We start from the raw sequence: 18,305 nt of genomic DNA, 5'->3' as shown, positions 1-18,305 counted from the left end.
TAATTTACACTTATCTATAAGAAAAAAAGAGCCTTATAAAAACTGGCTCTTTTTTATCTCTATACGGTTGTTGTTTAGAATACTTGTTCTACCTCAATAACACCTGGTACTTCTTCTAATAACGCACGTTCAATCCCTGCTTTTAAAGTGATTGTAGAACTTGGGCAGCTTCCGCATGCGCCTAGTAAACGTAATTTTACGATACCATCTTCTATATCAACTAATTCACAGTCTCCTCCATCACGAAGAAGGAATGGGCGTAATTTATCTAAAACTTCTTGTACTTGTTCTTGCATTTTCAATCGACTCCTTTCCTTATAATTATTATAATATCAGACGAACACAAAGGAAAGTAATTAAAATGCTCAATTAATGGTATAACAATATTATAATTACTATCCACTCCAAAAATGCTATTCTATCCCTCATCTTTTATAGCTATGTTCTATATAATTATTTAACTATTTTTCTCGTCTAATCTACCGAGCGATTTCAGTGTTTTTTAATAATAGCTAATTTTTAATAGTTTAAAATTGTAAGTGACAATCTTACCGTTTATCTTTATATTTATATGTGAGTACATATGGAAAAATTTTAGTATTGTAAACGAGAGGATGAATTGTAAGTGACAGAAAAGACAATTGCAATCGAAATATACGGGGCTAGTGTCATGTGTGCAAGCTGTGTTAATGCACCGTCTTCCAAGGATACTTATGAGTGGTTACAAGCTGCAATAGATCGCAAATATCCGGAACAACCTTATCAAATCACATATATTGATATAGAAAATCCTATTGAAAATGAACGCCATAAACAATGGGCAGAACGAGTAAGAGATGATGAGTTTTTCTATCCATTAGTATTAATTAATAATGAAATTATTGGAGAAGGCTACATTCAGTTAAAGCCTGTTTTTAAGGAGCTTGAGAAATTAGGCTTTGAACCAATCGATAAATAAATATAATAAAAAGCTGTCTCACTGTACAATGTTTCATCATTGTACGTGAGACAGCTTTTTTTAACCATTTTGACGTTTGTACATCCACAGCAAGCCTGATTTCATCAAGCGAGCAATTCGACCTGTTACAGTCTTATCTGCTAAATAGACGAAGCCTTGTTTCTTTCCTAAAGAACCCATAAAGCCTTTTAGCTTAATTTCTGGCATTTTCTCCGGAAGTGCTTCATTTTTCCAACGCAATTTTAATATACGAACAATATGTTCAGCTTGCTCTTCAGCTAACTGTGCACTCGGACCAAATTGTGAAGCTGCGCAGTCTCCAACCACATAGACATGTTCATCATTTGGTATATTCATATATTGAGTTATAACTACTCGACCAGTTCGATCAGATTCTAGACCTAAGTCACGGACTACCTTAACTGGTTGAATACCCGCTGTCCAAACAACTGCATCTACTGGAATCTGCTCTTCATGATTATGTAGCATATGTTGTTCTACTTTTGTAATATTCGAGTTCGCAATAACTTCAACATCATTATTATCGAACCACTTTTTAACATAGTTACTTAAACGTTCTGGGAAATCTTTTAGAATACGAGAGCCACGATCAAATAATTTAATTTTAAGATCTGCACGACTTTCTCGTAATTCACTTGCCAATTCAATACCACTTAATCCTGCACCAACGATTCCTACGACAGAACCAGATGGAAGGCCACAAAGAGCGTTATAAGCTTCACGTGATTTAGCCATTGTTTGGATGCTGTACGAGAATTCATCCGCACCAGGTACACCGTGATACTTATCTTCACAACCTAGACCAATAACTAAATCATCATACGCTACGCTATTACCACCTTCTAATAGTACAGCTTTGTTAACTGTATCAATTTTTTCAATTTCGCCATAAACGATCGATAACCGCTCATTTTCAGGGAAACTTACACGAATATGTTTCTCAGGTGTTGTACCTGCAGCTAAAGCATAAAAATCGGTTTTCAAGCTATGGAATGGTGCACGGTCTACTAGAGTGATTTGTACATCTTCTGGTAAATTATTTGGTAATAAACGCAAAAGAATACGCATATTACCGTAGCCACCGCCTAATAAGACTAATTTTCTCATAGTAATCTCCTTCTTCTTACAATATTACATACCGTTTCATTTCAAAACTGTCCACTAAGAGTATAAACGATTGTGAGAAGTTTCACAATATAGACTCGAAAATTGACGAATGAAAAAAAAAATAGTAGCATTTCGAGTAGTGAGGTGAAGCGCACATGAATCCGCTTGTTGAGTTTTGTGTTAGTAATTTAGCAAATGGCTCCCAAGATACATTTGAAGTGCTAGAAATGGATCCTAATATAGATGTTTTAGAATATGGCTGTTTAAGCTATTGTACTAAATGCTCTAATTCTTTATATGCTCTAGTAAACGGCGAAATGGTTGAAGCTGAAACGCCGGAAGAATTAACAAAAAAAGTCTATCAATTTATTGAAGAGAATCCTTTATTTTAACCAAAAAAGTCGCAAGCTATGTGAATGAACAACATAGTTTGCGACTTTTATTTTACAATTGCCAATCGAGTAAACTATTAATGCTGTAAGTTGGTTGGATATCCTTTTTCAACACAGATTCAGTAGGTGTTACTCCAGTATTCACATGTAATGTATCTATACCAAAGCCGATACCTGCTAATATATCCGTATCATAATTATCACCAATCATAAGCATATCTTCTTTTTCAAACCCATTCATCTGCTGTAAAATTGCTAGCATATGAGGATGTGGTTTTCCGATATACGTAGGTTCCACACCTGTCACATTATGAATTAGCTCAGCAATCGATCCATTTCCTGGTGCAAAGCCTTTTTCACTTGGAAATTTAATATCACCATTGGTCGCTACAAAATCTGCACCATTTTGTATAGCATAGCAAGCATTTTCTATTTTAGAATAATTTAATTCCAGATCAATACCTTGCACTAACACATCCGGTTGTTCAGAAGTGAACCTTATATTTTCAGCAAGAAGAGCTTCTCTTAAGCCATCTCCACCTATCATTTGCACTGTTGCATTTGGATATTGATTGCTGATATATTTTGCAGTTGCGATAGCTGAAGTTAAAATATGCGCTTCAGGTGCACATATCCCCATTTTCAGTAATTTCTGCTGTACTTGATTTTGCGTCATACGTGCATTATTGGTGATATAGAAAGGCTCAATTCCTTTCTTTTGTAATGCATGTATAAAAGCTACAGCAGTAGGAATAGGTTCAGTTCCCTTATACACAGTCCCATCTAAATCGAAACAATAGGCTTTGTATGATTTCATTTTTGTTCCTCTGGAATGAACGCAGATACTGGACCTAGCTCATTCACTAAATAATGCTCTACTTTTGGTGCAAATGCTTTAATAGCATCCATATTATTATTTAATACAACTACTAACTCTTCATCATTTACTTCTAAAATATCACGCACAAGTGCGCGTCTTAATCCAATTAGCTCTTTTAATGGTTGATCCATCTCAAGTGTAATGACTTTTTCATCGACTAAAATATCAATTATATCTTCATAACTTCCAGGATCACGCATAATAAAACCATCAATCATAGAGTTACCCACATCAATTATTGCTTCGATTAATGTATTCGCAATACGCTCCACAGCCAATTTACGGATATCATCTGATAACCAGTCTTTTTGGCCTTCAAAAACCACTATTAATGAATTCATATATTCAAGATTTTTTATTATTTTTTTACGATCAACGAAATACACAGTACTTCCTCCATTCAAATTATAAAAGTTGATAGTCTACTCCTTTCTATAGTACCATATCTTTAGAATCGGAAGGAGTTGCACACGCAATGGAAAGATTTTTCTTATACGACGATGTTGAAGATACAAAGACTCGTTTTGTTAGCTTCACAGGCGAATCGCAACGCTATGATTTAGCAATTTTACAAAGCGGACGCTTTTTTGGAAAAGTGCTCGTTTTAGATATGCAACTCGGCCGCTTTGCTATTCTCGGCTCAGACGACCTAGAAGAGCCAGGATACTTAGAACAAGTATACAACCGTCCCGAAGACGAAGCACAAGAACTACGAGACTACCTACATGAATTAATTGGGTAACCTAAATGCTGAAGGCGCTCGTCCAACGGCGACAAGCGTTGGAGTTCTCGAATCAAAAGCATCACTCCCGCTTTTGACCGAGAGAACGGAAACGACCTCGAGCCGTTAGCGCCTGAAGCTGGATATCTAACTTTAGGAAGGCAACCTAAGTTCGCGACGTCCTGTCGCAACGGTTGCATGACTAACATCCTGTTAGCCCAAGGCGCTCGTTCAGACTAGACAGGCGTTGGAGGACTCGAACACAAGACGCTTTTCGTCTTGTGCCGAAAGACCGAAACGACCCGAGAATCTAGCGCCTGAAGCTGGATACCCCCTTACCCAACTCTAATTTAACCACTTTAAATCAAAAAAATACTAAAAAAAACATCAATTCCGGCTTTTACAGCTCGGAATTGATGTTTTTTTGTTCTTCTTGAAATGTTTCAGTGATAACGATTTCAGGCTCATCTACAGCCTCAGAATCTACTTCTTCAAGTACTTCCTCTTTTACAGGAATCGGCGCTTTACCGGTTTTTTTTAGTACGAAATAAGCACATCCAAAGTTACAATATTCATATAAATAATCTTGTAATGTACTTATTCTCGTATCGAAAGAAGCCTTTTGATTTTTGTCATCAAAAAAGCCTTTTAAACGTAATTGGCCATAGCCCCAATCACCAACAATATAGTCATACTTTGTTAAAATATCGCTAAATCGTCCAAGAAAAGCCTCTTCTTGGAAACCTTCACGATAATCTGTTAATACATCATACGCCATTCGTTCTGCAATGACCATGTTACCACCATCCGTTAGTTATTCGCGATAGCGCTTTTTTCTTCGCCAAGCAGTTGTTTTTGTTTAGCTGCGGCATTTACTTGTTCATCGGCATGATAACTACTACGCACAAGTGGACCAGCTTCACAATGAGAGAATCCTTTACTCATCGCAATCTTGCGCAGTTTACCGAATTCTAAAGGTGAGTAATATTTTTTCACCGGTAAATGTTTTTTTGACGGTTGTAAATATTGACCTATTGTCATTATATCTACATTATTTGCGCGTAAATCATCCATTACTTCAATAATTTCTTCTTCTGTTTCTCCAAGTCCCAACATTAATGATGACTTTGTAGGAATTTCAGGTTGCATTTCTTTTGCACGACGTAAAAACTCTAATGAGCGATCGTATTTTGCTCGAGCGCGAACTCTAGGTGTTAAACGTTTTACTGTCTCGATATTATGATTTAAAATATCAGGTTTCGTATCCATTAATATACGTAAATTTTCTTCAATTCCACCCATATCTGAAGGTAATACCTCAATTGATGTAAATGGATTTTTACGACGAATTGCACGAACAGTTTCTGCAAAAACTTCTGCTCCTCCGTCTTTTAAGTCATCACGTGCTACTGCAGTTACAACGACATGCTTTAAGTTCATAATTTCAACTGAATCTGCTACGCGTTCTGGTTCTGCTGTATCTAATTCATTTGGAAGGCCTGTTTTTACTGCACAGAAGCGACATGCGCGTGTACATACAGCTCCTAATATCATAAATGTCGCTGTACGTCTTTCACCCCAGCATTCATGAATATTTGGGCATCTGGCTTCCTCACAAACTGTATGTAAGTTCTTTTCTCGCATCAGTTTCTTTAGGCCCTTATAGTCGTCGTTAGTATTTAGTTTAATTTTTAGCCAATCCGGTTTTCTTATATGTTCTACTTTAGTTGGTTTACATGATGTCATTGAAGATTCGTCTCCCATCACAAGGCTTATTTATATATTGTAGTACTTTTGTCAATGTAACATAATAAATAGTTTCAAACAACCTTCGATTACTAATATTGTCAAAATATTTTGCTATACCCTGCACTAAGTAAATATTAATTTAAATGAAATGAAATGAAAAGGGAAATTAAATATCTCTTAGTTCATTTTAATAGGTACCTCGACTGATGGTTGCGTACCTCCACCTGTCGTATAAATATTAGGTACTGTCCCCTTAAGCATACCAATAGCAACTGGAATTCTTTGCTCCACAGTGGTTGATTTACTAGCAAATGGAACGATGACTTGAACATTTACTGATAAATGAATTTGCACTTTCACGAGTGCATTATTAATACCAAACTCCTCAATATCCGTTTCGACATTTGTATTGATCTTGCCTATAACATGAAAACGAATAGGTATTTTCGGTCCTAAATTCCCTAACAAGGGTAATTTTGTTACCTGCCCAATTGGGACATAAAAGACAACACCACCATCTTCTTGCATTGCATTGGCATCATATTCAATATCGTCGTATTTCGGCAGTTTACTTAAATTTCCTGACTCTGCTTCTTCAAGATGATCTTGTACGAGCGTATATGTTTCCGCCATAACACGATTAATAATTTCTGAATTAAACTTTGTCATTTTAGTATCTTCGCCTGGAACTTCTTCTATTATATCATTAACATCAAGGACATTCGCAGTTCTAGAGTTAATAGCCTTACTAATAACTTCAGATGCTATTCGATTCGTTTGGACTTCCGCATAATCCAAATATGTTGGCATCAGTCTTATATTCACTAAGTAAAATAAGAGAGCAATCATCCCAAAAAAGCTTACGATAAAAAGTGGTAATAATCGAGAGCGTTTTTGTCGTTTTTGCACTAACAATCTACGTCTTTGTTTTGGTAAACGCAAAAAAATTCCCCCTAATCATAGGCTATGACTAAGGGGCATTATTTATTCACTATGTACGAGGTATTCCACCTCAACCTGATGGATGTAAGTAGCTGGTTCATTTTCCAAGCAACATTCATATGTTGCTTGCAATATTTCACCATCCTCCTCAAAAATGCGAATCCAAGGTTTATCTGTTGATTTATGATTTTGTTTTGAGACGATGCCTCGTCGACCATCAGAAAGTAAAACGACAGTTCCATTTGGATATATGGCAATGCATTTTTGAAATGCTTTTACAACTTTCTCATCGTATAACGTACCTATACCTTGCTTTATTATTTCCATTCCATGCGATGGCAACATTTTCTTTCGATATACGCGATTAGATGTCACAGCATCAAATACATCGGCGACAGCAATAATTTTAGCATATGGATGAATTTCAAAATCAATCAATCCACGTGGATACCCACTACCATCAAGTCTTTCGTGATGTTGGAATGCACAATGTGCTGATAATAAAGAAATAGTATGTAAGTTTCTTAATAAATCAAAGCCATACTTTGCATGAAGTTTCATTGTATCGTATTCTTCATTTGTTAAGCGCCCAGGTTTATTTAAAATCTCAAGTGGGATTAGCATCTTACCTACGTCATGTAACATGGCACCAATCCCAATTTGGCGTATTTCATCCGATGTATATTTCATCTCTCTAGCAATCGCAATAGAATAAATGGCCACTTGTAGTGAGTGTTGATAAATATATTCATCATATATAAATGCATCACTCAAAACTGTAATCATTTCTTCACTATTTACAATACTTTCAAGTAACTGCTCTATAATACATCCAAAATGTTTGGACTGTTGATCTAAACAATAAGTTAAATCAGCATTTTTTTGATTTTTTAACATTTTGAAGGATTCTGTAATTTTATCTACAGCTTTTCTTCTTACATGTATTGGCACAGCTTCAACTATATTAATATCATGAGAAATTTTATCGTTAATATATACATATTGAACATTTAATTGTAAAAGTCGGTTGGCTATTTGATTTGATGCTACGACCCCTTCATGTAGCAAAGGTCTTCCAGCCTCATTCCAAATTGTTCTGCCGATCACCATTCCAGGTTGCAACACTTTAGTTGAAATCAGCCTCATACTATTTCCCCATTCATAAACATAATCTATTCTCTATATATTGACTCATATAAAACTTTAATCAGGTCTTTCTGAATTTTCCCCTTTGAAAAATTCAAGTCCATACAGAATTAGAATATCACGTAAAAATTGAGGTAACAAGTATGTTTTTGGTGTATTTTTGAAATCGGGAAAGAAATACCCAAAAGTATACATATCTAAAGTCACAAGTTTGTAACTTTTTTTCAAATCTGCAATACTACCTCCTATTACTAACCTCCCCATATCATCCACTTCAAATTGATAGTTTAGCATCTTACCCATCACTACGCCTCTAAACCCTAAGCCCTTCACTTCTCTCCTTGGCCAATCTACATTTTGTGCTTCCATGTAAATTTCTTTTAAACACTCACCAGTAAGCTCAACTACACAAGCGTTGATTGGGTGTGGAAGCATACCGTGAATGTCATTAGCTGTCACTCTACCTTTTGGAAGTCCACTTAAAAAGATTCCTGCATTGAACAGAGCACAATCAGCATTTGAAAATTTTAATAACGCTTTTGCAAATAGTCGTGACAGATTTGAATGATGGTACCATTCCTTATTATAGTAACGGTCTGTGTAAAATACAGGTACATCAAGTAGTTCACGCCCTCGTTGTTCTAGACTTACTACTTTCTCTTTCTCCTTGTCTACAGATGCAAGATCTATCGTTCTGTGAAGCATCGTTTTTTTCTTCACAACTTTTTTTAAATCCATATCAAATAGTATTTCAGTATGCCCTACAAATAAGCCAAATTTCCCTCCACCAGTTAACAGCACATCATTCACTATTTTACCTTCGTGCAAAATATGATGCGTATGTGCTCCGAAAATAACATCGATTTCAGGGCACTGTTCTGCTAACAATGTATCCTCAGACAAACCTAGATGCGACATACAAACAAGCACATCCACTTGATCTCGTAGCTCATCTACTTGTTTTTTCAATACTGCGAGTGGTTCTAATACTTGCCATTCAAGTTGCTCATAAAATAAATAAAAAGGTGCTGTAGCTGCAATAATTCCTACTTTTACACCGGCAGCTGTGTTATAAATCTGATATGATTTTGCCCAACTTGGTACGTCACCATTAATATTGTGCAAATTAGCTACTAAGACATCGAATTTCGCATCTTTATATAATGTATTCAATTCGCTATTCGATAAAGTAATACCTTCATTATTACCAATCGTTACAGCATCATAATTTGCATCATTTAATAATTTCACATTTCCTTTACCCAACGTCGCCTCAGTATAAACATTCGAACGATCCATAAAGTCTCCTATATCAAGAACAAAGCAACTATCACCTACTTCTTTATGCCACTTCTTTCGTGTCACAAGAAATTCGTGAGTACGAGGCCAATGTTCAAAATGGCTATGGACATCATTTGTATGATAAAAATGGATTGTTTCTAGCATAATATCCCCTCTTTACATTCAGATTAGTCCATCTATGATTGAACGGATTCCGAGAAGTAATAAAATTATTCGTAAAAAGAGCACTAATGTATCTGATTTAATACGCTTATTAAGTGCTGCTCCTATTTTCGCCCCTATATAAGCCCCTGGAATTACCGGAATCGTATACATCCATGGAACATTTCCTAAATAAATATGGCTAGCTGAGTTGACGATAGACGATAAAAACACCATGAACATGGATGTTGCCACAGCCACATGGGGAGGGAACAAGAATAATAATATCATTGCAGGAACAATCATCGATCCTCCACCAATCCCAAATAACCCTGATGCAAAGCCAATTGCAAAAGTTAATAATAATGCAAACCAAATCGGATAGCCATAAACAAAACTTTTACCTTCCTGGTCGACAAAAGTTCGCTTCAGTCCATTCTCAACAAACCATTTTACTGGTTTTAATTTATCCTTCACGATTAAGATTGTCGCTAATATAATTAGTAAAATACCAAAGTATAAATTAAATGAAGGCAAATCTAATCCTTTGTTCACCCAAGCACCAAGAATCGTCCCAGGTATACTCCCTGCAAAGAAAATTACGCCACTTTTATAATCAACTGTTTTAGATTTCATATATGACAGAGTAGATGCTAGTCCAGTGAAAATCATCATAACTACAGATAAGCCTACTACTTTTTGTGGTGTTATATCTGGGATTAAACCGAGTGTGAGCCCTACAAATAGTGTAGCTGGTACTAATATCACGCCTCCACCTAGGCCTACTAAAGCGCCAACTAGACCTGAACATAGCCCAATTACAGCAATTAATATAAATTCCATTACTATTCTCCTTCAAAAAAATCTAATTGTTTTGGAGATAATCCTTCATATTGTACTCCCAGCATTTTTTGCAGTTGTTTTGCATTTTTTGCTGCATCATTTCCTGAGTTATTATTAAATAATACAAACACATCTTTTACCTGCTGTTGTAACGATACAATATGTTTTTGTAGTCCCTTTAATTCTTCTTCATTATAGTTATACAAAAAACGAATTTTACGCCATTCTTCATTATTTCCGGGATTACGCCAGCCATGCACATTACGACCGTGAATACGAACAAGGACACGTTCATTTGTCGCCTTTGGTACTAGCGGAACTGACCCTTCTCCTGCCTGTGGCTCATCACAAACTGTATGTATTAAACCCTCTTGACGTAAAAAATTCAATGTACCATCCAAGAATTTTTCACTATACCAAGTGCGATTTCGGAATTCAATTGCGATAGGAAAATTCTTTAATTGTTGCTTCACATAGCGAATATAAGTAACATTTTTTGATTGACAGTCAAACCACGGTGGGAACTGTACTAATATCATTGCAAGCTTACCTGCTTGTTGAAAAGGTGTAATCGCATCTTTAAATGCCTCAAACATATCTTCCCTAGTTTCATAAGGATTATCCTGCCTTAAATGACCTGTCATACCTTGATAAGCCTTTACAACAAACTGAAAATGATCAGGTACTTCTGCAATCCACTTCCGCACATTAGCTTCAGATGGAATAGAATAGAATGATGTATCCACTTCAACAACAGGAAAGTGTCCACTGTAATCAAATAATTTATTACGTGCTGTAGACAATGGACTATAAAGATCTGGATGATCTCCCCATCCAGTTAAACCAATGTGTATCATCTCATATCCCCCATTAACAGACATATAGTTAATGATAGCATAACATTCAACTGTGTTAGAACAGATTCACCCCATCCTTCTATTACAAAAACCTTCTCTAAATGTATAAAAAAAGCTTCGGCACCAATTTGGAAATCCAAATTGAGTTGCCGAAGCTTTATAGTTAGCTCTAATTAACCGATAGAGCCTTCCATTTCGAATTTGATTAGACGGTTCATTTCTACAGCATATTCCATTGGAAGTTCCTTAGTGAACGGCTCGATGAAGCCCATTACGATCATTTCAGTAGCTTCTTGCTCAGAAACACCTCGGCTCATTAAGTAGAACAATTGCTCTTCAGATACTTTTGAAACTTTTGCTTCATGCTCTAAAGAGATTTGATCATTCATTACTTCGTTGTATGGAATTGTATCAGAAGTCGATTCATTATCCATGATTAAAGTATCGCATTCAATATTTGCACGAGCGTTGATTGCTTTTTTACCAAAGCGAACAATACCGCGATATGTTACGTTACCACCATGTTTAGAAATGGATTTTGATACGATTGTTGAAGATGTGTTTGGTGCTAAGTGAATCATTTTCGCACCAGTATCTTGGTTTTGTCCACGACCTGCAATGGCAATTGATAATGTCATACCACGAGCACCTTCACCTTTAAGGATACATGCTGGGTATTTCATAGTTAATTTAGAACCGATGTTACCATCAATCCATTCCATTGTAGCATTAGCATCACATACAGCACGTTTCGTTACTAGGTTATAAACGTTGTTAGCCCAGTTTTGAATCGTTGTATAACGGCAATATGCGTCTTTTTTGATGATGATTTCTACAACAGCACTGTGTAGAGAGCTTGTTGTATAAACTGGAGCTGTACATCCTTCAACGTAGTGTACACTTGCACCTTCATCAACAATGATCAATGTACGTTCGAATTGACCCATGTTTTCAGAGTTAATACGGAAGTACGCTTGTAGAGGTGTTTCAAGTTTAACACCTTTTGGTACATAGATGAACGAACCACCAGACCATACTGCTGAGTTTAGTGCAGAGAATTTGTTGTCTTGTGGTGGAATTGTTTTACCGAAGTACTCTCTGAAAAGTTCTTCGTTTTCACGAAGTGCTGAGTCTGTGTCTTTAAACACAACGCCCATGTCTTCAAGTTCTTCCTTCATGTTATGGTAAACAACTTCAGATTCATATTGTGCAGAAACACCCGCAAGGTATTTTTGTTCTGCTTCAGGAATACCAAGCTTATCAAATGTTTCTTTGATTTCAGCTGGTACTTCATCCCAAGATTTTTGAGTTGCTTCTGAAGGTTTTACATAATACGTAATCTCATCGAAGTTTAACTCAGAAAGATCGCCACCCCATTGAGGCATTGGTTTTTCATAGAAAATCTCAAGTGATTTTAGACGGAAATCTAACATCCATTGAGGCTCGTTTTTCATTTTAGAAATTTCTTTAACGATATCAGCAGTTAATCCACGTTTTGAACGGAAAATAGATACGTCCTTGTCATGGAATCCATACTTGTAATCGCCAATTTCAGGCATTTTTTTAGCCATCGTTTCTCCTCCGTTCAGAGTTCATTAATAATTTATTTATTTTCAGATTCGTTTTGTACGCCTTTTTCCATCGCTTTCCAAGCTAAAGTTGCACATTTAATACGAGCTGGGAATTTCGAAACACCTGAAAGTGCCTCTACATCACCTAAATCGATTGAATCGTCATATTCTTTTCCAAGCATCATTTCAGAGAAAATATGTGCTAGGTTTTGAGCTTCCTCAACTGTTTTCCCTTTGACTGTTTGAGTCATCATGGAAGCAGAAGACATTGAGATGGAACAACCTTCTCCATCAAATTTAGCATCCTCAACGATGCCATTATTTACTTGTAAAGTTAAACGGATACGGTCGCCACAAGTAGGGTTGTTCATATCGATAGTGACATTACTACCTTCAAGAGCCCCTTTGTTTCTTGGCTTTTTATAGTGATCCATAATAACTGAACGGTAAAGTTGATCTAAATTATTCAAAGACATCAGCAAAATACTCCTTCGCAGTGCGCAACCCTGCAACAAGACGGTCAATATCTTCCTCATTGTTATAAATATAGAAGCTAGCACGTGCAGTTGCAGTACATTGTAACCATTTCATAAGCGGCTGTGCACAATGATGCCCAGCGCGTACAGCAATTCCGTTCATATCCAGAACAGTTGCTACATCATGTGGATGAACATCATCTAAATTAAATGTTACAAGACCTGAACGCTTTGCAGGATCTTGTGGTCCATAAATTGATAAACCTTTAATTGTTTGCATTTGGTCTATTGCATAACGCGATAAATCATGTTCGTGTTTTTCAATCGTGTCCATGCCGATTTCTTGAAGGAAATCAATAGCTGCACCTAATCCAATAGCTCCAGCAATGATTGGAGTACCACCTTCAAATTTCCAAGGTAGCTCCTTCCATGTAGATTCATGAAGACCTACAAAATCGATCATTTCGCCACCAAATTCAACCGGCTCCATGTTTTCGAGAAGCGCTTTTTTACCATATAATACACCAATACCAGTTGGTCCGCACATTTTGTGCCCAGAGAATGCTAAGAAATCACAATCTAAATCTTGCACATCTGTTTTAAAATGAGGTACACCTTGCGCCCCATCAACGACCATTACAGCACCATGCTCATGAGCTATAGCGGTAATTTCTTTAATTGGGTTGATCGTACCCAAGACATTTGAAGCATATGCCATTGAGACAATTTTTGTTTTGTCAGTAATTGTTGCACGCACTTTTTCTAATGATAAAGTACCATCTGACTCTAAATCGATATATTTTAATGTCGCGCCTTTTTCCTTCGCAAGTTGTTGCCAAGGAATTAAGTTAGAATGGTGTTCCATATAAGTGATGACGATTTCATCGCCTTCACCTACATGTGTACGACCATAACTCTGTGCAACTATATTTAAAGCAGTTGTAGTCCCTCTTGTGAAGATGATTTCTTCAGTCGAGTTTGCATTGATAAATTTACGAATTTTTTCACGAGCACCTTCATAAGAATCTGTTGCTCTGTTCCCAAGTGTGTGAACACCACGGTGAACATTTGAATTTTCAAATTCATAATAATTTTTGATTGCTTCAATTACTTGAATTGGCTTTTGAGAAGTTGCAGCACTATCAAGATAAACAAGCGGATGCCCATTTATTTCTTGATTTAATATCGGGAAATAGCTTCGAATGTCATCTTTGATCATTAGCGAACTTTCCTTTCGATAACCTCCGTCAGTTGCTTTTTAACACCCTCGATAGGCAATTTGTTTACAACTGGCGCAAGGAATCCGTGAATAACTAAACGTTCAGCTTCTTTTTTCGCAATACCGCGACTCATTAAGTAATACAGTTGAATTGGGTCAACGCGTCCAACAGAAGCTGCGTGTCCAGCAGTTACATCGTCTTCTTCAATTAATAGGATTGGGTTAGCGTCACCACGAGCATCTTCGCTAAACATTAACACACGTGATTCTTGAACAGCATCTGCTTTAGTAGCACCGTGTTCGATTTTGCCAATGCCATTGAAAATAGCACGAGAAGCATCTTTCATAACACCGTGTGTAAGGATGTATCCAGTAGATGCTTTACCCCAATGGCGAACTTCAGTTGTGAAGTTTTGACTTTGATTTCCGCGACCAACAACTACTGATTTACTATCAGCATTTGAACCGTCACCAATTAAATGCGAAATATTTTCAGAGATTGTATCACAGTCATTCATTAAACCTGCAGCCCATTCGATAGTTGCATCACGGTGTAAAATACCGCGGCGGTTAACATAAGTTGTTAAACCTTTCGCAAGTACATCTACCGCTCCAAAAATTACTTTTGCATTATCATTTACGATCACTTCTGCAATAATATTTGCTTGTCCAGTTGCTTCGTCAACAGTAGAAAGATAGTTTTCTACATATGTAACTGAACTGTTTGCTTCAGCAACAATTAATACATGATTGAATAATGAAGCTTCTGGATTGTCATGTAAGAACACAACTTGAAGAGGTTCTTCAATGATGACGTTTTTTGGAACATAAACGAAGACTCCGCCGTTTACTAATGCAGCATGTAATGCAGCTAATTTATGAGCATCAGCTTTTACGCCTTCTGTCATATAATATTTTTTCACTAGGTCACTATGTTCGCGACTTGCAGTGATAATATCAGTCAAAATAACACCTTGTGCTTTTAGCTCTTCTGAAAGCTCCAAATATGCAGGTGTATTATTGTGTTGGATATAGATGTTATGTTGGTTTTCAACATCTACAATTGACTTCACTTCTTCTGGAAGTTCAGCTAGTGATGCATATGTTGTACTTTCTACAACATGTGCTGGGAATTCTGTGAAATTCCATTTTGTAATATTAGTTTTATCTGGTTTTGGCAATGGTAGCGTTTCTACGTTCGCTAGTGCACTTTCACGAAGCTCTGTTAACCAGCTTGGTTCATTGTTCGCTTCAGAGAAGGAGCGTACGTCTTGAGCGGTTACCGCCAATTTTGTTTCAACCGTCATTCTGCTCGTCCTCCTTCTTATGCTTCTTGTTCAGCAGTTTCTTCGTCTTCAATACCTAATTCTTGTTTAATCCAGTCATAACCTTCAGCTTCAAGTTTATGAGCTAATTCAGCTCCACCCGATTTTACAACTTTACCTTGCATCATAACATGTACTTTATCTGGAGTGATGTAGTTAAGTAGACGTTGGTAGTGAGTGATCATTAAGCAGCCAAAGCCTTCGCCGCGCATTTCGTTGATACCTTTAGAAACAACTTTTAATGCATCAATATCAAGACCAGAGTCAATTTCGTCTAAAATAGCGAATTTAGGTTTGATCATCATTAATTGTAGAATTTCGTTACGCTTTTTCTCACCGCCAGAGAAACCTTCGTTTAAGTAGCGTTGAGCCATATCTAAATCCATTTCTAGGAATTCCATTTTTTTATCTAATTCACGGATGAATTTCATCAATGAAATCTCGTCACCTTCTTCACGACGTGCGTTAATAGCAGAACGTAAGAAGTCAGCGTTTGTTACACCAGAAATTTCTGATGGGTATTGCATACCAAGGAAAAGACCCGCTTTTGCGCGTTCGTCTACTTCCATTTCAAGTACGTCTTCACCATCTAGCATGATTGAACCTGAAGTTACTTCATATTTTGGGTGACCCATAATAGCAGAAGCTAAAGTAGATTTACCCGTACCATTTGGACCCATGATAGCATGGATTTCGTTTGTATTAAGTGTTAAATTTACACCCTTTAAAATCTCTTTTCCGTCAATTTCGACATGAAGATCTGTGATTACTAATGTTGACATTTCATTACCTCCATTTAAAGTTCAATGAATGGTTTCCCATTTCTAATTTAATATCATTCTAATCTTAACTGAAAAAGAAGTGGCTTGCAAATCTTTTGAAAATTATTCTCACTTCCCCTTTAAACAGTAGATATCCACTAGCTTTATATCAACTATTCTAGCAATTCTTTGTTATTTGTAAAAAATTAATTCATTTTCAATACAGATACTCTAATTGAGAATCGATTTCACTCCCAGTGTAGTGATAACCTTATTTTTCTGAAAATTAATGTATTTTCAAACATCTCCATTATACAAATATTATCCTTTTCTTACTATTTTATTCCAACACACCATTTTTTCTCCATAAAAAAAGCCTGCTGTACAGGCTTTTTAGACATTCTTTACTTATAAGGAAGCGTATTCTGTCAAATATGCATCGACAGTTTCTGCTACACCACGACCTTCTTTAATCGCCCATACGATTAAACTTTGACCTTTACGGGCATCACCTGCTGTAAAAACACCATTTACATTAGTAGCATATTTTTTCCCGACTGACGCAATTTTGTTATTCGTTATTTTAACTCCAAATTGTTCTGGTAAAGCGTGCTCCACACCTTCAAAGCCGATTGCAACGAATACATGTTGTGCAGGCCATACCCTTTCAGTACCAGGTACTTCTTCAAAATAAGCGTACCCTTCATCATTAATAACTTTATTCATTTGGATTGTGTGTAATTCTTTCACATGACCTTTTTTATCCGCCACAATTTTCTTTGTTTGGATGCAATATTCTCGAGGGTCTTTACCATACTTTTCGTCCGCTTCAGCATAGGCATAATCTAATTTATAAATATGAGGATCAGTTGGCCATAAATTATCGTCAGCTCGATTGATTGGTAACTGAGGATGTTTACCGAATTGTACAATGCTTTTACAATTTTGACGAATTGCCGTAGCTACACAGTCAGCCCCTGTATCACCACCACCAATAACAATGACATCCTTACCTTTTGTATTAATATACTTATCATCTTCAAAGTTAGAATCTAGCAAACTCTTAGATGTTGAAGTTAAATAGTCCATTGCTAAATGAACCCCTTCTGAGTCGCTTCCTTTCATATAAAGCGCACGTTGTTTAGTTGCCCCTGTACACAGGATGATTGCATCATACTCGGCTTTTAACTGTTCAGCCGTAATATCCTTACCTACTTCGGTATTTAATACAAACTCTATGCCTTCTTCCATTAACAATTGAATTCTGCGTTCTACAACATCTTTTTCGAGCTTCATATTCGGAATTCCGTACATAAGTAAGCCACCAGCTCGGTCAGCTCGCTCGTAAATAGTAACCGAGTGCCCCGATTGGTTTAATTGATCCGCTGCAGCAAGTCCTGCTGGTCCTGAACCAATGACAGCAATTTTTTTACCTGTACGTAGTTTAGGCATACGTGGTTGAATCCACCCATTTTCGAACCCTTTATCTATAATAGTTCGTTCAATACTTTTAATTGCAACTGCTGGGTCTGTAATTGCTAATGTACAAGAACCTTCACAAGGCGCGGGGCAAACGCGTCCTGTGAATTCCGGAAAGTTATTTGTAAGCAATAAACGTTCTAACGCTTCCTTCCATTTACCTTTATACACTAAGTCATTCCACTCGGGGATAACATTATTAATCGGACAACCTGCAGCTGTACCGCGAATCTCAATTCCCATATGACAAAAAGGTGTCCCACAATCCATACATCTAGCACCTTGGATTTGAAGAGCTTCATCGGTTAATCTTGAAGCATATTCTTTCCAATTCTTAATGCGCTCTAGTGGTGGTTGTTCTTTTGCCTTTTCTCGACTATATTCCATAAATCCAGTTGGTTTCCCCATCTAGAAC

The 18,305-nt window shown here is 36.7% G+C and carries 20 protein-coding genes; 3 read left to right on the top strand and 17 right to left on the bottom strand.

What is annotated here, in order from left to right:
- Window positions 1–74: 74 nt before the first annotated feature.
- The gene (locus MHH98_RS04010) at window positions 75–296 is read right to left on the bottom strand and encodes a NifU family protein (RefSeq protein ID WP_038188571.1); all 222 of its coding nucleotides are present in this window, start codon (window positions 294–296) and stop codon (window positions 75–77) included.
- A gap of 329 nt (window positions 297–625) precedes the next feature.
- Between MHH98_RS04010 and MHH98_RS04005 the strand changes: the two genes are divergently transcribed.
- Window positions 626–958, top strand: a complete 333-nt coding sequence (locus tag MHH98_RS04005; RefSeq protein WP_038188572.1) for a YuzD family protein — start codon at window positions 626–628, stop codon at window positions 956–958.
- 60 nt (window positions 959–1,018) lie between these two features.
- On the opposite strand, the gene MHH98_RS04000 is transcribed toward MHH98_RS04005, so the two are convergent.
- Window positions 1,019–2,086, bottom strand: coding sequence for an NAD(P)/FAD-dependent oxidoreductase (locus MHH98_RS04000; RefSeq protein WP_038188575.1), 1,068 nt, complete (start codon window positions 2,084–2,086; stop codon window positions 1,019–1,021).
- A 155-nt stretch (window positions 2,087–2,241) separates the two neighbouring features.
- Between MHH98_RS04000 and MHH98_RS03995 the strand changes: the two genes are divergently transcribed.
- The gene (locus MHH98_RS03995) at window positions 2,242–2,478 is read left to right on the top strand and encodes a YuzB family protein (protein WP_038188577.1); all 237 of its coding nucleotides are present in this window, start codon (window positions 2,242–2,244) and stop codon (window positions 2,476–2,478) included.
- A 52-nt stretch (window positions 2,479–2,530) separates the two neighbouring features.
- Here the strand turns inward: MHH98_RS03995 and MHH98_RS03990 are convergent, their stop codons facing one another.
- Both MHH98_RS03990 and MHH98_RS03985 read right to left on the bottom strand, forming a co-directional pair.
- The gene (locus MHH98_RS03990; protein ID WP_076065716.1) at window positions 2,531–3,295 is read right to left on the bottom strand and encodes a TIGR01457 family HAD-type hydrolase; all 765 of its coding nucleotides are present in this window, start codon (window positions 3,293–3,295) and stop codon (window positions 2,531–2,533) included.
- Window positions 3,292–3,744, bottom strand: a complete 453-nt coding sequence (locus tag MHH98_RS03985; protein WP_340708748.1) for a DUF86 domain-containing protein — start codon at window positions 3,742–3,744, stop codon at window positions 3,292–3,294. The genes MHH98_RS03990 and MHH98_RS03985 overlap by 4 nt, the downstream gene beginning before the upstream one ends.
- 89 nt (window positions 3,745–3,833) lie before the next feature.
- On the opposite strand from MHH98_RS03985, the gene MHH98_RS03980 reads away from it, so the two are divergent.
- Window positions 3,834–4,100: a DUF3055 domain-containing protein gene (locus MHH98_RS03980; RefSeq protein ID WP_038188587.1), complete on the top strand. Its 267-nt coding sequence runs from the start codon at window positions 3,834–3,836 to the stop codon at window positions 4,098–4,100.
- Window positions 4,101–4,479: 379 nt separating this feature from the next.
- Here the strand turns inward: MHH98_RS03980 and MHH98_RS03975 are convergent, their stop codons facing one another.
- From MHH98_RS03975 to MHH98_RS03915, 13 genes are all read right to left on the bottom strand, one after another.
- On the bottom strand, window positions 4,480–4,875 hold the full coding sequence (locus tag MHH98_RS03975) for a YutD family protein (RefSeq protein ID WP_076034571.1): 396 nt from the start codon (window positions 4,873–4,875) through the stop codon (window positions 4,480–4,482).
- Between the two features lie 14 nt (window positions 4,876–4,889).
- Window positions 4,890–5,825, bottom strand: coding sequence for a lipoyl synthase (lipA, locus tag MHH98_RS03970; RefSeq protein ID WP_340712235.1), 936 nt, complete (start codon window positions 5,823–5,825; stop codon window positions 4,890–4,892).
- 180 nt (window positions 5,826–6,005) lie between these two features.
- On the bottom strand, window positions 6,006–6,770 hold the full coding sequence (yunB, locus tag MHH98_RS03965; protein WP_038188591.1) for a sporulation protein YunB: 765 nt from the start codon (window positions 6,768–6,770) through the stop codon (window positions 6,006–6,008).
- 42 nt (window positions 6,771–6,812) lie between these two features.
- Window positions 6,813–7,916 carry an HD-GYP domain-containing protein gene (locus MHH98_RS03960; protein WP_038188594.1) on the bottom strand — a complete coding sequence of 368 codons (1,104 nt, stop codon included), beginning with the start codon at window positions 7,914–7,916 and terminating at the stop codon, window positions 6,813–6,815.
- Window positions 7,917–7,973: 57 nt separating this feature from the next.
- Window positions 7,974–9,362, bottom strand: coding sequence for a bifunctional metallophosphatase/5'-nucleotidase (locus MHH98_RS03955; RefSeq protein WP_076065715.1), 1,389 nt, complete (start codon window positions 9,360–9,362; stop codon window positions 7,974–7,976).
- An 18-nt stretch (window positions 9,363–9,380) separates the two neighbouring features.
- Window positions 9,381–10,202 carry a sulfite exporter TauE/SafE family protein gene (locus tag MHH98_RS03950; RefSeq protein ID WP_038188600.1) on the bottom strand — a complete coding sequence of 274 codons (822 nt, stop codon included), beginning with the start codon at window positions 10,200–10,202 and terminating at the stop codon, window positions 9,381–9,383.
- Window positions 10,203–10,204: 2 nt separating this feature from the next.
- Window positions 10,205–11,059 carry a DUF72 domain-containing protein gene (locus tag MHH98_RS03945; RefSeq protein ID WP_076065714.1) on the bottom strand — a complete coding sequence of 285 codons (855 nt, stop codon included), beginning with the start codon at window positions 11,057–11,059 and terminating at the stop codon, window positions 10,205–10,207.
- A 173-nt stretch (window positions 11,060–11,232) separates the two neighbouring features.
- On the bottom strand, window positions 11,233–12,630 hold the full coding sequence (sufB, locus tag MHH98_RS03940; RefSeq protein WP_038188606.1) for a Fe-S cluster assembly protein SufB: 1,398 nt from the start codon (window positions 12,628–12,630) through the stop codon (window positions 11,233–11,235).
- Between the two features lie 32 nt (window positions 12,631–12,662).
- A complete protein-coding gene (gene sufU, locus MHH98_RS03935; RefSeq protein ID WP_076065713.1) occupies window positions 12,663–13,106 on the bottom strand; it encodes a Fe-S cluster assembly sulfur transfer protein SufU in 444 nt (147 codons plus the stop codon).
- Entirely contained in the window at window positions 13,093–14,325 is a 1,233-nt protein-coding gene (locus MHH98_RS03930; RefSeq protein WP_076034505.1) for a cysteine desulfurase, read from the bottom strand. The genes sufU and MHH98_RS03930 overlap by 14 nt, the downstream gene beginning before the upstream one ends.
- Window positions 14,325–15,632 (bottom strand): Fe-S cluster assembly protein SufD, encoded by a 1,308-nt coding sequence (gene sufD, locus MHH98_RS03925; RefSeq protein ID WP_038188615.1) that lies wholly within the window; start codon window positions 15,630–15,632, stop codon window positions 14,325–14,327. Before sufD ends, MHH98_RS03930 begins: the two co-directional genes overlap by 1 nt.
- Before the next feature lie 17 nt (window positions 15,633–15,649).
- On the bottom strand, window positions 15,650–16,432 hold the full coding sequence (gene sufC, locus MHH98_RS03920) for a Fe-S cluster assembly ATPase SufC (protein WP_053418641.1): 783 nt from the start codon (window positions 16,430–16,432) through the stop codon (window positions 15,650–15,652).
- A gap of 387 nt (window positions 16,433–16,819) precedes the next feature.
- Window positions 16,820–18,298 (bottom strand): glutamate synthase subunit beta, encoded by a 1,479-nt coding sequence (locus tag MHH98_RS03915; protein ID WP_076034504.1) that lies wholly within the window; start codon window positions 18,296–18,298, stop codon window positions 16,820–16,822.
- Window positions 18,299–18,305 lie beyond the last annotated feature (7 nt).

It is taken from the genome of Viridibacillus sp. FSL H8-0110 (assembly GCF_038003565.1).
GTDB classification, from domain to species: domain Bacteria; phylum Bacillota; class Bacilli; order Bacillales_A; family Planococcaceae; genus Viridibacillus; species Viridibacillus arenosi.
This window is presented reverse-complemented; position numbering and strand designations above follow the sequence as displayed.

Excerpts from the sequence above, each read along its gene's own strand:
- MHH98_RS04010 (WP_038188571.1), bottom strand. The coding sequence starts at position 296 with ATGCAAGAACAAGTACAAGAAGTTTTAGATAAATTACGCCCATTCCTT.
- MHH98_RS04000 (WP_038188575.1), bottom strand. The coding sequence starts at position 2,086 with ATGAGAAAATTAGTCTTATTAGGCGGTGGCTACGGTAATATGCGTATT.
- MHH98_RS03995 (WP_038188577.1), top strand. The coding sequence starts at position 2,242 with ATGAATCCGCTTGTTGAGTTTTGTGTTAGTAATTTAGCAAATGGCTCC.
- MHH98_RS03990 (WP_076065716.1), bottom strand. The coding sequence starts at position 3,295 with ATGAAATCATACAAAGCCTATTGTTTCGATTTAGATGGGACTGTGTAT.
- MHH98_RS03980 (WP_038188587.1), top strand. The coding sequence starts at position 3,834 with ATGGAAAGATTTTTCTTATACGACGATGTTGAAGATACAAAGACTCGT.
- MHH98_RS03975 (WP_076034571.1), bottom strand. The coding sequence starts at position 4,875 with ATGGTCATTGCAGAACGAATGGCGTATGATGTATTAACAGATTATCGT.
- lipA (WP_340712235.1), bottom strand. The coding sequence starts at position 5,825 with ATGACATCATGTAAACCAACTAAAGTAGAACATATAAGAAAACCGGAT.
- MHH98_RS03960 (WP_038188594.1), bottom strand. The coding sequence starts at position 7,916 with ATGAGGCTGATTTCAACTAAAGTGTTGCAACCTGGAATGGTGATCGGC.
- MHH98_RS03955 (WP_076065715.1), bottom strand. The coding sequence starts at position 9,362 with ATGCTAGAAACAATCCATTTTTATCATACAAATGATGTCCATAGCCAT.
- MHH98_RS03950 (WP_038188600.1), bottom strand. The coding sequence starts at position 10,202 with ATGGAATTTATATTAATTGCTGTAATTGGGCTATGTTCAGGTCTAGTT.
- MHH98_RS03945 (WP_076065714.1), bottom strand. The coding sequence starts at position 11,059 with ATGATACACATTGGTTTAACTGGATGGGGAGATCATCCAGATCTTTAT.
- sufB (WP_038188606.1), bottom strand. The coding sequence starts at position 12,630 with ATGGCTAAAAAAATGCCTGAAATTGGCGATTACAAGTATGGATTCCAT.
- sufU (WP_076065713.1), bottom strand. The coding sequence starts at position 13,106 with ATGTCTTTGAATAATTTAGATCAACTTTACCGTTCAGTTATTATGGAT.
- MHH98_RS03930 (WP_076034505.1), bottom strand. The coding sequence starts at position 14,325 with ATGATCAAAGATGACATTCGAAGCTATTTCCCGATATTAAATCAAGAA.
- sufD (WP_038188615.1), bottom strand. The coding sequence starts at position 15,632 with ATGACGGTTGAAACAAAATTGGCGGTAACCGCTCAAGACGTACGCTCC.
- sufC (WP_053418641.1), bottom strand. The coding sequence starts at position 16,432 with ATGTCAACATTAGTAATCACAGATCTTCATGTCGAAATTGACGGAAAA.
- MHH98_RS03915 (WP_076034504.1), bottom strand. The coding sequence starts at position 18,298 with ATGGGGAAACCAACTGGATTTATGGAATATAGTCGAGAAAAGGCAAAA.